This window comes from Bifidobacterium sp. ESL0775 (assembly GCF_029395475.1).
Taxonomy (GTDB): domain Bacteria; phylum Actinomycetota; class Actinomycetes; order Actinomycetales; family Bifidobacteriaceae; genus Bifidobacterium.
Genome location: NZ_CP113917.1, coordinates 2,211,436 through 2,224,507, shown reverse-complemented (window position 1 = coordinate 2,224,507; position 13,072 = coordinate 2,211,436). Strand labels below are relative to the sequence as shown.

The window sequence follows — 13,072 nt, the reverse complement described above, 5'->3', positions numbered from 1 at the left end:
TAACCTCCGAATTGATGTCTTATGAGCTTTCAGAAATTCAGACTACATGGTTGTAGTTCCAAACTAAACCCCAACTTCTAGTAGCGTGTCGGCTTTCCAACCACTAGATATAGTGCTTATGCCTTGTAAAGGCAGACGGCTCAAGGGGTGCCGGATACGCACTGTAATACAGTCGAAATGACGGTTGTGTTTTATCTCACAAAAGAACCCGGTTTGGGAAAATAGACAAGTGGACTGATGTGGATGAACGTGGAAGCTGTGGTGGATGGTCAGGCTCTCAATATGGATTCGAAAGGCCGATGTCACTCGTCTTCGCGTAGTTCACCGACGATGGCGCGGCTCGCGCGTTCGATGTCATTGATGGCCACGGTCCGGGTTCCCTCGGTCTGCTCCTTGCCGCTCAGCAGGCGCATGCCGCTGGAGACGAGGCCTTCGGTCAATGCGATGCCGACTTGCGGATTTTCGGGGCACAATTTGCCCCAGGCCGCCACGATGGGCGCGTTGACCCGTTCGTGCAGGCTAGGTTGGGTCGGTTCGAGCGGCTGGTCGTTTGGTGAAGTGTCATCGGCTTTGTCGCCGTCGCTCGCCGTGTTTTCAGGTTTCGGCCAAAGGACTTTGTCGTCCCTGTAGGTCTGGGCGTCGCTCAGCGGTATCTGCGTCATCCAATCGTGGCCCTGCAATACGGATTGCTCGAGGTTGATTCTCACCCACTGCACCACGATTTCCGCCGGATCGGTGACGCCGCCAAGCCCTTCCTCGAGCGCGTCGATCCACTTGGGCATGTGCCGCGCCATGAGTTGCCGCCGCAGGTCCTTCATATCCTTGACATAGCGGTAGATCGAGTTGCGTGCGATGCCGGCGCCCTTGCTGACGTTGGCCGGGGTGAGCGCGTCGCCGCCCTGCTCACGCATGATTTTCTCCGCCGAATCGAGCAGCGCGTTCATCGTGTGACGGCGATGTTCCTCGAGATTGGCCTCATTGATGCGTGGCATATCGTCCTCTGTTTCTGGCGTGGTTGCTGGCGGCCGCTGCCTTCCATGGTATCCGTTCGTCTTGTCTGTGTCCTGTTGCCGCGCCTTCTGTGCTTCTGGCTAAAGCGGGCCACAGGTTTGCGCGCTGTACGGTAACGGCGTATAGTCGCTCGAGGTTTGCGACTCGATGTCGCAAAAATATACACTTGTTGCCGCCTTGCCTCATTAAGGTTTCCGCGGTTTGTGGTTATCGCTATCAGATCAAGAAAGAACACTTATGAACCAACAACAGAATGGACAGGTTCGTCGGCGTGATGGAGCCGCGGTCTCGGCCGACTCCATGGCAGCGACCTCATCTGCTGCCAACGTGGCGCCCAAAGCGGATGTGAACCCAGGTTCCGCTCCCGGGTCGGCTGTGAAGCCGCCGTGGAACGCGCTGTGGGTTTTGGCGCTGGCGCTCGCGATGATCGTGCTCGACGGTTCCATCGTCAACGTCTCGATTCCGGTGATGATCCGCGAGATCGGCCTGAACCTGACCGACGCGCAGTGGGTCACTTCGCTATACAACATCATCCTCGCGGCGCTGCTGTTGCCGTTCGGCAAGCTCGGCGACCTCAAGGGCCGCAAGATGACACTGCAAGTTGGTGTGGTCGTCTTCGTCGCCGGTTCGATTCTCGCCGCTTCCTCCAACGGTGCCACGTTGTTGCTCAGCGCCCGCGCGGTGCAGGCCATCGGTGGCGCGCTGGTGATGCCGTCGACGCTTTCCATCGTCTCCGCTTCGTTCCGTGGCAAGAACCGTGCCATCGCGTTCGGCGTCTGGGGCTCGGTGATGAGCGCGGCCGCGGCCATCGGCCCATTCCTCGGTGGCCTCTTCACCCAGACCATCGGCTGGCGCTGGATTTTCCTGGTCAACGTGCCGTTGGGCGTCATCGTCTTTATTTCATCCATATTCTTTGTGCCGAAAACCGGCGGCAAAGCCGGGGCGTCCGCAATGGGTGCCGCCGCGCAGCAATTGGCCTCTGCCAATTCCGCCAAATCCGCGGCCAAGCCGGAGGGCTTCGATCCGCTCGGTATTGTCCTCTCCGCGCTCGGCTCGGCGTTCCTTATCTTCGGGCTGATCGAGGGCCAGACCTACGGCTGGCTCAAGCCCAAGGGCGACTTCGGCATCGGTGGCTTCAAGTGGGGCGCGAGCTGGCCGATTTCGGTCATCCCGATCTGCATCGTGCTTGGCATCGTCTTCTTCGCGCTGTTCATCCACGCCGAAAACAGCCGCGCCCGCCGAGCGCGTCCGGTGATGCTCGACCTGACGCTGTTCCGCATCCCGACCTTCGCGATGGGCAACATCGCCGCCGGAGCCATCCAGGCCGGCGAATTCGTCATCATGTTCGTCCTGCCGCTTTACCTTATTAATGTGCGTGGCCTCAACATGATTCCCACGGGCGCGCTTTTGGCGACCATGGGCCTCGGCGCCATCGTTTCCGGCGGCCTGGCCCGCCCGGTCACCGCGAAAATCGGCGCCCCGCACACCGTCCAGTTCGGCCTGATCGTCGAGATGCTGAGCGTCGTCATTCTGATGGTGATGATGCGCCCCAAGCTGCCGGTCGCCTGGATGTTGATTCCGTTCGTGCTTTACGGCTTCGGCCTCGGTTTCGCCGCCGCCCAGCTCACCAGCCTCGTGCTTTCCGAGGTGCCGGTGGCCCAGTCCGGAGAAGGCTCCGCGACGCAATCCACCATCCGTCAGCTCGGCACCGGCGTCGGCGCGGCTGTGGCCGGCCTGGTGCTTTCGGTCATGGTCGCCAATATCGCGCCTTCCGCGCTTGGGGGCGTGAAGGGACTGCCCTCGCAACTGGTAAGTGGCCTCACCAAGTCACTTGACGCTTCGGCCGGCTCGGTCATCGTCGGCATCCGCGCCCAAGGCACCCACGGCAAGCTCGGTGCCCTCGGCCCGCAGGTGGTCGACGCCATGTCCTCCGCCTTCACCCGCGCCAGCCAGTGGACGCTGGTCGTCGCGATCGTGATGCTCGCCGTCGGCCTCATCGCCTCGATTTGGGTCGCCCGCGCCGCCAAGCGCGACGAGGTCGAATGACTTCGCGTTTGATGAATATTTCAATCCTGTAATCATTGAAATCTTGTAATCGTTGAAATCACGCCCTGCCAGAGACTTTTGGCGGGGCTTTTTCATGTCCTCGTGCGCTGTCCATGTTGTCCAGACGGTTTTCAAAGAACTTTAAGGTTTGTCTAATATTTTTCACAGCGTTATCGGACATTGCTCTCAGGTATATCAAAATCGGCCAAGTAATGTGGTATTCGTCACTAGTTAATGGCTCACTGAGGAGGCGATTGCTGATGTGGACAACAATGCTGTTTGATAACCTGCATCGAAATCCGTCAAGGAAAAACGAATCCAACAAACGTAATGGTAGAAACAAGAACGTGCATCGCAAGGATGCATCCTGTCGTCTGCTCGCCGCTCTGTCGTGCGTCGGCCTGCTCGCCTCGCTGACCGCGTGCTCCGCCCCATGGAAACACGAAGCGCAAGAGCCATCGGGTTCGGGCTCCGGTTCCGGTTCGAGTGAGACGAAGAAAGGTGCGAAGCTAGCGTCAAGCATGGATGCCCTGTTCGACCAATATCTGGCGAAAAAGAAGCTGAGCAGTTATGAGCGCGAGGTGATCACGCGATCCAAGAAGAACGGCAAGGTCAGTGCGGAGGATTACGAGGCCGCGCACGCCAAAGAGGTCTCGTGCATGGCCAGCAAGGGCTGGAAAATGCTCGAAAAGAAACTGCCGAGCGGCATTTACGCGAACAATGGCACCGATCCGGTTCCGCACAGTGAGGCCGAGGTGGATAAGATGGCAAATGCCAACAAGGCTTGCTCGGTGGATTCCTCGGATATCGAGATACTGTATGAAACTCAGCAGACCAATCCGGATCTGTTCTCTGACACGTATGAAGCCGCTGTCACCTGCCTGCAAAGAAGCAAGGTCGTCGATAAGAGCTATACCGCCAAAAAGCTCAAGGATGCGTTGGAAGGCGGCGGTGAGCTGAGAAAGAAGCTTCCTTTTGATACGTCCACGGATGCCGCGCAGAACTGCTTGGTCGGCAACGGTATGGGCATAGATATATGAGTGATCCCGAATCGAATATCAAGGAACTTTGATGATGGAACAATCGGAAAAGCACGCATCCCTGCGTAAGATGGGGATTCCTCTGGTGATTACCGGACTGGCGGCGCTGGCCGTCGGTGTGATCGTCGGCTCGCTGCTCGTCCCCACGCCCACGCCGCAAGGCCTCGACGTTGCCGCCGCGCCGGATATGGTCAAAGCCACGCGGCAGACGTATGAAGACAAGATCACGGTGCCCGCAGTAACGTTTGAGACCAGCCCCGTGCGCGCGATCACCACGAAAACCTCAGGAACAGTCAGCGAATCATCGTGCAAGCCCGGCCAGGCGGTTCATTCCGGCGACAAACTGATGTCGGTCGACGGCAAGCCGATTATCGCGTTGCATACTGATACGCCGCTGTACAGGTCGGTTTCGGCGGGCGTCTCCGGTACGGATGTCGCCGCGTTGCAGCGCGAGCTTTCGTCGCTGGGCTATCCGGCGGACGGCAATGGCGTCTACGGCAAATCGACCGCCAAGGGCGTTTCCCAGCTGCTCAAACATGCCGGAATTTCCAATGCCAGCGGATCGATCGGGCCTGAGGATGTGGTGTGGATCCCCGAATCCACGGTCGTTCCCACGCAATGTTCCGCGGATTTGAACACAGCGCTTTCGCCGGACACCGAAGTCATGAAAGTCGGTGGCCAGCTGACCGCCGTTACCTTCCGGCCCCCGACCGGACTGCGACCAGGGCGGCGTACGTTCTCGTTGTTTGACGTCACGATAGCACTTGACAAAGTGAACGGACGTATTACGGATGCGGCCTTCCTCAAGAAAATCTCTGCCAGCCAAGAATACCAAGACAGCTTGGGCAACAAGGACAAGAAACCGAACGGTCTGCTGGCCCTTGAAAAACCCATCGAGACCATGAAAGTGCCGCCGTCGGCCATCACCGGCCAGGACGGCGAAACCGCTTGCGTCTCGCCCGATGGCAAGAAAGCCGTTCCGGTCAATGTCATCGGTTCCGCGCTGGGAGCCACACTCGTCCAGCCTTTCGACGGCAAGACGCCGATCGGCAAGGTTGTGCTCGGCCATCGCCTTGATGGCGTGAAATGCACCGCTGGCAAAGCGGATAAAGGCGCCAAGTCCGGCGGTAGCGGCAACGGTGTCGACAAGCAGGGTGATATGAGCGATTTGAAGGACGGCTCCGCTTCGGCCGGCCTGCAAGGCGGGAAAACCGACGTGCAGGGTGAGCAAAAGGATACGGAATAATGGCCGGCGATTCCGCGCGGTCATTGTCCGATGAGTCTGTGATTGCAAACGATACTGAGAACTTCGGTGAAGTTACAGGCGTGATTGGTGACATTGATGGAATCGCGAATTCTTCTTTGGACGCTGATGTTGCCCATGATGCCGATGAGCTTGCGGTTGTCGGGGAGCATTTGGGACATCGCTTCGGCGACGGGCCTTGGCTGTTCAGAGACCTTGATTTCACGCTGAAACCGGGGGAGGCGGTCGGGTTGTGCGGACCTTCCGGCTCTGGAAAATCCACGTTGCTTTCGATTGTCGCTGGATTCGCGAAACCGGCCGAAGGGCAGGTCGAACGCCGCAATATCAGCAGCGTTCGATGGGTGTTCCAGAACCCGCACGGCATGCCTCGCCGAACCGCGCTCGATCACGTTGTTCAACCATTGCTTGGGCGGGGATACGAACGTGAGCAGGCCGTCGATGAGGCGATGGACATCATGACCACGTTCCATCTTGCCGACTTGGCCGACCGCCAATTCCGCGAACTCTCCGGAGGCGAGGCCCAACGTCTTATGCTTGCCCGTGCCGTCGCCAGCAAACCTGGGCTGCTGCTGGTCGACGAACCCACCGCCCAACTTGACCAGCGCACCGCCAGCGACGTCGACGCGACGCTGACCGGCTTGGCGACCGGCGATACCATCGTCGTCATCGCCACCCACGATCCCAATACCCGCGCGGCCTGCAGCAGGGTCATCGACCTCGCGTGGCATGAGAACCGCGAGGAACCTGAGGAGCAGGCATGAAACGTTCCAGCATTTTCTCGGAGGCCTGGCGCGACATCACCTCCGGTACCTCGCGCACCATCAGTTGCCTTGCGATTCTGGCCGTGCTCGCCATCGTGGTGACCATGTTCGACCTCAACACCGTGGTTGGCCTGCAGCATCAGGCCCGACAATGGGTTTCGAGTGGCTCGTCCATTCACATCCTCGCGCAGGAACAGGAGATTAACCCCGTTTCCTGTGGTGCGCTTACCAAAGCGACGGGCAAAGGTGCGAACAGCAAACGCACCCATCCCATCCAGTCGGCCGGTGCCCTGCGCGAAGACGAGGATGTCACGCTCGACGCCATGCCAAGCGCGCCGCTTGACCAATGGGACGTAACGCCGTCGATGGCGGATGTGCTCGGTGTCAGACTTTCGAAAAATACTTCGGCTTCGTCCGGCGTGTGGATATCCGACCAGCTGGCCAATACGCTCAAAGTCCGCCAGGGCGACAGCCTGCCCAGCGACCAAGGTGTCGTGCATATTGCCGGAATATTCCCGTGGCCCGAGGACGGCCGCGACCAACGCATCGCTTACTCCATCATCACCCCGACTTCCACAAGCTGGGACGAACCGTGGGACGAGTGCTGGGCGAGCGTCAGCCCCAGCAATCCCAGCGCCAAAGACCTGATCAACACCGCGTGGTTCGCCTATCCCGGCGGTATACCCAGCTCGCAGATTCGTCAGGCTAACGTCTCGCAGGGCACTTCCGCTGATCTCAATGCGCAATACAATGCGCGGTCGAGCCGTTTCATGCTGGCCCTCACTCCGTTGTTGGCGTTCGTCATCGCGCTTTTCGCCATACGTATGCGCAAGGTCGAAATTGCCGACGACTTGCACATGGGCTTGCCGCGGCGTGGTCTCCATGCCATTTTCGCCCTGGAAATCCTTGCGTGGAGCGTTCCGGCGGTGCTGCTATGCGTTGCTGCGTCCATGTTCGCCGCAACCGCCATGTCCGGCCGGGCCAAAGCCGTCACCTTCACGCTCGTCCAGCTCCCGCCGCTAATCGCTGCCCTTCTGACCGCGCAACTGGGCATCGCAGTCGGCCTGACCTCCATCCGTAGCACCCAGCTTTTCGCCTTCTTCAAGAATCGGCGATAGGGCTGGGCGCTACAGATGTTTTGAGTTCACAAATTGATGTTGGTTTGTGATTAAAGGGTTGGGGTGGGTGTCGGCGCGGTGGTTGGTTTGGGTTGTTGGTTGCCGTGCCGGCACCCGGTTGGGTTCCCGCCGGGCCGGGGTGTTGGTTGGCTTGGCGGGAAGTCTTTGATTCGTCGTGTGGGCCTCATCGCCCGTGTGGCTACCTCACTTGCTGTGGCGGGCATTGGCCTGGCGTTGGTGGCGCAGCCAATCCGCGGCGGCGAGCAGTAGGAGCGCCAGGGCGAGTCCGGCGGCGAGGAGCGCGGCGAGCCGTTGCGGCCGCCCGCCGGTGAGGGGCAGGCTGCCCTGGTAGGTGTTGCTGATGCGTACTGTCGTCTCGTTGGTTTTGGTGAGAGGCCCGGTTGGGGTGGTGCCGTCGCCGCGCCAGGTGTCGGTGGTGCCGGGTGTGGTCAGGGTGGTCTTGATGTCGTATTGGCCGCCTTGGGGCATTTGTGTTCGGGTGTAGTCCTTGTTGATGGTGTAGTCGCCGTTGGTCCAGCCGCTGGTGGTGGTTGGTGTGGTGCAGTCGGTGTAGGCGGGTTGGGTGTGTGGTTTGACGCACAGGGTGATGGTGTCGGTGTTGGTCCATGGCTTGCCGGTGGCGGTGAACCTGACGCCGTTGCCGGTGGGTGAGCGCTGGCCGGTGCCGGTGGGGGCGTTGAGGATGTTCCATACGGGGTGCAGGGTGACGGTGGTGTGTCCGTTGCCGTCGGTGGTGCCGTCCGTGGTGGGTATCGTGGTCGCCCCAGGTGTGGCGTATTCCGGTGTGGGCTGGCTGGCTTGGTGGTTCCATCCGGTGAGGTAGCCGCCGGCCACGCTGATGCCGCCGGAAGCGGCGAGCCTGGGCAGGCTGGCATACGCCTTGTTGTCGCTGGTGTCGGTGTACACGGGGGCGACGGTGGGCACGGTGCCGACGGGTGTGTCCGCGCCGTCTTTGGTGAGGGTGACGCTTGTCCATGGCAGGGTGCCGGTGAGTTTGGTCTCGGGGCTGGTGACGGGTTGGCCGGTGACCGCGTCGGCGACGCTGTCGGTGATGCTGGTGGTGAGCGTGTACTGCGCGCCCATGGGGTAGGCGGCGGTGAACGTGGCGGCGGCGAGGTCGATCGTCCACGCGCCGCCCGTGGTCTGTGTCGTCTGGCATTGGCCGGGGGCGAGGCAGGCCTGGACGGTGCCGGCGTGGCCGACGGTGCCGGCGACTCGCACCTTGTCGCCGGTGTGGTGGTAGGTGGTGGTGAGGCTGCCGGGCGCGTTGACGGCGCGCCATTGGGCGTAGAGGATGATGGTCTGGTGGGGGAAGTACTCGCCCCTGGCCAGGCTGGCGATCCTCTGGCCGGGCTGGTAGGCGTGGCCGGTGCCGTCGCGTTTGGTGTTCCACCCGTCGAACACGGCGTGGGGCCGGTGGCCGTTGAGCACGGTGGCTGCTGGCGCGTCGATGGCCGCGCCCGCGGTGGTGGTGTCGGTGTCCGTGTAGTAGGAGCCGGCCCCGCCGTTGGCGTCGACGACCAAGGTCGCGCCCACGTACGTGCTGTCGACGTAGAAGCCGGCGGGGTTGGTGTTGGCCTTGGCGTCCAGGGCGGGCGTGCGTCCGGTCCAGCCCGTCGGCGCGGCGCCCGCGTCGAAGCTTTGCATCTGCATCCAGTTGATGTTCTGGTTGACGCTGTCGAAGGGCTTGCCATAGGCGCTGTCCTTGAGCCTGGTGTTGGGCCCGAGGGCGAGCATGCGCAGGCCGCTGGGAAGCATGCCGTCGAACACGCCCCAGGCGCCGGTGCCGGCGCTGGTGTCCCAGCCACGCAGGTCCAGCAGCTTCAGACCCGCATCGTCCGTGAACAGGCTATTGAAGCCGGTGATGTGGCTGGTGTCGAAGCGGGACGGGTCGAACACGGTGAGCTTGGCGCAGCCGTGGAACGCGCCGATCATGCTGGTGAGTTGTGGGGTGCGCCAGCCGGTGACGTCGAGGACCACCAGGCTCGAGCAGTTGTAGAACATGTAGTCGATGGTGGACACGTGGCTGGTGTCGAAGTGGGAAACGTCGGCGCTGGCGAGCTTGCCACATTTGTAGAACATGTTGCTCATGTTGGTGATGGTGCTAGTGTCCCAGGTGCCCATGCCGATGATACCGGTCAGATTCGTGCAGTCCTTGAACAAGCCGGACAGACTGGTAGTGGCGGACAGATCCCAATCATTTACGATAATTGTGGATGGACCTTGCTTGAACGCGATATCCAGCGCAACGCTGGTGTTTCCGATGCGCCAGCGCGACGTGTTAATGACGGGCAAGGAGGTGTTTAAAAAGAATATTTTAGACATGCCGTTGATGTCAATATGGCTAACGTCCCAGCCGGACAGATCGAGTTCCATCAAATTCCGGTCGTTCGCAAACATCTCTCGCATATCGGTGACGTGGCTGCTATCCCAGTCGGGTAGGCCGGTAATGGCTGTGAGTTTGGTATTGGAAGCGAATGTACCGTTCATTGCGGCGACATTGCTCATGCCAGTCCAGCCGGACACATTTATGTCGGTCAAATGTGCGCAATGGGCGAACAAATAGGTGGTCTTAGTGGCGCCAGTGAGAATCCAATCAGAAACGTTCAGTGTCTTTAGGTTAGTTGCGTCGGCGAACTTGCTGGTGCCGCTCGTGGAATCGGCAAGGGCGGTGGCGACGGTGTTGTTGACGTGCCAGCCGTGTGCGTCGATCGTGGTGAGACCTGTGTCACCGTCGAATATGTTGTCCATGTTGGTGGTGGCGTTGAGGCCGGTGAGGTTCCAGCCGGACAGGTCCAGGCTTGTCAGTTGGGCGCAGCCGCCGAGCATGTATTGCATGGTGGCTGCTCGAGCGGTATCGAAGCCAGACAGGTTGAGGTTGAAGAGGGTCCGGCATTGATAGAACATGCTGTACATGGTGGTGGCTTGGCTGGTGTCCCAGCCGGTCGTGTCCACGGTGGCCAGGGCGGTGTCGCTGGCGAAGAGGCGATAGGCGCCTTGGCCGCTGAGGGTGAGGCTCGCGCCGTTGCCCATGGTGAAAAGTTGCAGAGAGGTCCAGCCGGCGAACGCGTTGCCGGTGCTGATGATCACACTGCCGTCGATGGTCACGCTGGCCGCGGTGTTGGCGATCGTGCCGGCAGTCGAGCCGGAGCCGAAGGGCGTGGTGCTCGGGGTGGAGCCGGTGTCACCGCCGTGGATGGCCAGCACGCAGTCCGCGTCGAAGTCCCAGGTGGCTGTGTTCCATGTGCCGTGCCGTGTAGAGCAACTGGACTGTGGGCCCACGGCCGGCTCGCCACGCATCAACGACGAGGTGGAAGAAGATGGGGCCCGGCCCTCGACAATATGCGAGACGGAGCGAATAGTAGGAGAAACGGAGTAGCCATGAAGCAGTTCTGCTTCATGGGATTCGGGGGACTTGGAAGAGTGTACGGGCCGCGATGGGTTGGAAAGACGTGCGGAATCAGAAAGCTCAGAAGGAAAAGATGATCGGGAAATATCGTGGGGCGAGGATGAGGATTGGGATTGGGTGGTATCCGGAAGTGATGGGAAAGTTTCGTTTAGATCAGAATTGCGGGGGGGTTAGCGTTGACATCGTTGCAATACAAACCAGCACCGAGACCAACGTGCGGATGACACCCATATTGAACACCGACCTTTTTAGGACTAAATCGAATTCCGGCGGTGTAATACATTATCGTATACGGTTCCGCCGTTCCGATGAATCCACACCTTAACGGCTTTCCGGTACAAAAACAACCGTCCACGGTCGCGTGGAAACCGCGTCACGCGACAATATGGTGGATAAGCTTAAAAGGTTTGCAACCCAACAATGCCAACTCTTTTGACAAGGTTCGTGGAAGTTTTGATGTTGAAAGAGACGACCGTCTGAAATGCGTCCCAAAACCGAGTGCTACGGCGTGTCGCATTTTGTAACATATTGAGTTTGGATGTAATAAATGACGCGTTCGGCGTTGTTGAAGACGAGCTGATGGCCGAGTCGTTCTCGCGGGTGAGCCGGTGACCGCGCTTTTCGTGGTTTCATATTTTGCTTGGTTGCTAGGGCAACCCGTCATGCAATGTCAGAGTTAAAACCGTCTATGGCCATGATGATTCTCAGCTCGTCTGATTTGTTATATGTAACAAGGAAATTTATGCAGATTGACTAATTGAACTTATGCAATTTGATCAATAGCTTTTATGACAATTGTATAGTTCGGAGGCCGGATAACATATATTGCAAGGGTTCAGCAATTATCGCCGCATTCGCAGAATCCTCGACTTTGTGTCTATAAAAACATAACATCGCTGTTGTTCGCTTTAGGGCCTATAACTCTAAAGACATCGTTGCCTCCGTTTTCTCCGCGGATAAACTTGTGGGGCATCCGCCACGAATGACGCTGCCCCACAAGTAGGAACCGAAATATTAGCGTATATCCCATATTCCTTTTTGACTTATATGTAAAACAATATAGTACTTCGTGGATGTAATGGTTCCTGCACTGGGGGAATAAGCAATTAGCGTGGTTGCTAGAGCTTGATGGGATGACTCATGCCAGATAAAACATAGAGGGCATAATGCTCGAAATCGTTGGAATTCCGCCATGTCAAAGACTTTTGGCAGGGGATTTTCGCGTTCTGGCTTGGAGTGTCCGGGCGTGTTGGGTTACGTTGGGATTGTCGGAACGGTTGCTGATGGATTGTGAAAGGGTGTTCGTTCGGGATTGCGAAAGCGGCACTGATTTGAAGTACCCTTGAACAAGCGGATGGCAGCGAGGCGGTTGTTGAACGGGAGAGACGGAAAGGTACGACGATGGCGGTCGAGATGCAGTTGGGTGGTCAGATCCGTGACCATCGCGAGGCAATGGGTTTGTCTCAGGATGGCCTCGCGGGCAAGATCTTCGTCTCGCGCCAGACGGTCTCGAACTGGGAGACCGGCCGCACCTATCCCGATGTGCAGAACCTCCTGCTGCTGGGCAATCTTTTCGGCATCACCCTGGACGAACTGGTCAAAGGAGACGTCGAGAAAATGAACGAGGAAATCAAGCGCAACAGGCGGAAAATCCTATTCTGGACGATTGTGATGTGGGTCTTGTTCACATTTTGCGTCGTGTACGCCTTTGTTGATGCTTATACGCGCGGACGATATTGGAACAATTGGTGGAGCCTTATCGTTATTCCCATGGCTTTCGCCGCTGTCGGTTCGGCCGTTCATTGCGACAAATTGCAGAAAAAGCTCGATGTCATAACGTTCAGGGAGTTGTTGGCCTACGTTTCCGGCAAACCGGTGGATCGTACCCATCGCAACAATATTGTGTCCATCGTTGCAGGTGTGTTGATAGTCGTACTTTTCATCGGAGTCTATATCTGGCTGAGCTGGTGAAAAGGCGACTGTCATGTAATCACTGTATTTGGGTTCATCATGGCTGGGAAACTTTCATTGAACAATCTGATTTGTTATATCTAACAGGAAAAGTTATGCAGATTGACTAATTGAACTTATGCAAATTGATCAGTAGCTTTTATGAAAATTGTATAGTTCGAGAATCGGATAGTATGTATTGCAACGTTTTAGTGATACTCGCTAAATTCAAACGTATTTTGGTTTCTTCGTTTCCAAACATAACATTACCGATGTTCGATTTGGGGAATCTCGTACTTTTTCAATGAATTGACCCCGGAGTTTCATGATGTTTCGCATGAGTGACTTTCACGGGGCCTTGCGGATACAAGTATAAAGTATACGGTACTTGTGCGGCGAATAGTGTTTAGAGTTACGGTTTGAATGCGGGTTTCGGATTTCTGTCATTATTT

General features: G+C 58.2%; 8 protein-coding genes. 6 read left to right on the top strand and 2 right to left on the bottom strand.

What is annotated here, in order from left to right; genetic code table 11:
• Window positions 1-302: 302 nt before the first annotated feature.
• Window positions 303-992, bottom strand: coding sequence for a TetR/AcrR family transcriptional regulator (locus OZX73_RS08690; protein ID WP_277149438.1), 690 nt, complete (start codon window positions 990-992; stop codon window positions 303-305).
• A gap of 256 nt (window positions 993-1,248) precedes the next feature.
• Between OZX73_RS08690 and OZX73_RS08685 the strand changes: the two genes are divergently transcribed.
• The 5 genes from OZX73_RS08685 to OZX73_RS08665 all read left to right on the top strand — a co-directional run bounded on the left by OZX73_RS08685 (window position 1,249) and on the right by OZX73_RS08665 (window position 7,240).
• Complete coding sequence (locus OZX73_RS08685; protein WP_277149437.1) at window positions 1,249-3,057, top strand: MFS transporter; 1,809 nt, start codon at window positions 1,249-1,251, stop codon at window positions 3,055-3,057.
• A 347-nt stretch (window positions 3,058-3,404) separates the two neighbouring features.
• Window positions 3,405-4,097, top strand: a complete 693-nt coding sequence (locus OZX73_RS08680; RefSeq protein ID WP_277149436.1) for a hypothetical protein — start codon at window positions 3,405-3,407, stop codon at window positions 4,095-4,097.
• Window positions 4,098-4,128: 31 nt separating this feature from the next.
• Window positions 4,129-5,343, top strand: coding sequence for a peptidoglycan-binding domain-containing protein (locus OZX73_RS08675; protein WP_277149435.1), 1,215 nt, complete (start codon window positions 4,129-4,131; stop codon window positions 5,341-5,343).
• A gap of 170 nt (window positions 5,344-5,513) precedes the next feature.
• Window positions 5,514-6,122: an ABC transporter ATP-binding protein gene (locus OZX73_RS08670; RefSeq protein WP_277150977.1), complete on the top strand. Its 609-nt coding sequence runs from the start codon at window positions 5,514-5,516 to the stop codon at window positions 6,120-6,122.
• Window positions 6,119-7,240, top strand: coding sequence for a hypothetical protein (locus tag OZX73_RS08665; RefSeq protein WP_277149434.1), 1,122 nt, complete (start codon window positions 6,119-6,121; stop codon window positions 7,238-7,240). The genes OZX73_RS08670 and OZX73_RS08665 overlap by 4 nt, the downstream gene beginning before the upstream one ends.
• A 204-nt stretch (window positions 7,241-7,444) precedes the next feature.
• Here the strand turns inward: OZX73_RS08665 and OZX73_RS08660 are convergent, their stop codons facing one another.
• Window positions 7,445-10,561: a BspA family leucine-rich repeat surface protein gene (locus OZX73_RS08660; RefSeq protein ID WP_277149433.1), complete on the bottom strand. Its 3,117-nt coding sequence runs from the start codon at window positions 10,559-10,561 to the stop codon at window positions 7,445-7,447.
• A 1,510-nt stretch (window positions 10,562-12,071) separates the two neighbouring features.
• On the opposite strand from OZX73_RS08660, the gene OZX73_RS08655 reads away from it, so the two are divergent.
• Window positions 12,072-12,641, top strand: coding sequence for a helix-turn-helix transcriptional regulator (locus tag OZX73_RS08655; RefSeq protein WP_277149432.1), 570 nt, complete (start codon window positions 12,072-12,074; stop codon window positions 12,639-12,641).
• The last annotated feature ends 431 nt before the right edge of the window (window positions 12,642-13,072 follow it).

Excerpts from the sequence above, each read along its gene's own strand:
- OZX73_RS08690 (WP_277149438.1), bottom strand. The coding sequence starts at position 992 with ATGCCACGCATCAATGAGGCCAATCTCGAGGAACATCGCCGTCACACG.
- OZX73_RS08685 (WP_277149437.1), top strand. The coding sequence starts at position 1,249 with ATGAACCAACAACAGAATGGACAGGTTCGTCGGCGTGATGGAGCCGCG.
- OZX73_RS08675 (WP_277149435.1), top strand. The coding sequence starts at position 4,129 with ATGATGGAACAATCGGAAAAGCACGCATCCCTGCGTAAGATGGGGATT.
- OZX73_RS08665 (WP_277149434.1), top strand. The coding sequence starts at position 6,119 with ATGAAACGTTCCAGCATTTTCTCGGAGGCCTGGCGCGACATCACCTCC.
- OZX73_RS08660 (WP_277149433.1), bottom strand. The coding sequence starts at position 10,561 with ATGCGTGGCGAGCCGGCCGTGGGCCCACAGTCCAGTTGCTCTACACGG.
- OZX73_RS08655 (WP_277149432.1), top strand. The coding sequence starts at position 12,072 with ATGGCGGTCGAGATGCAGTTGGGTGGTCAGATCCGTGACCATCGCGAG.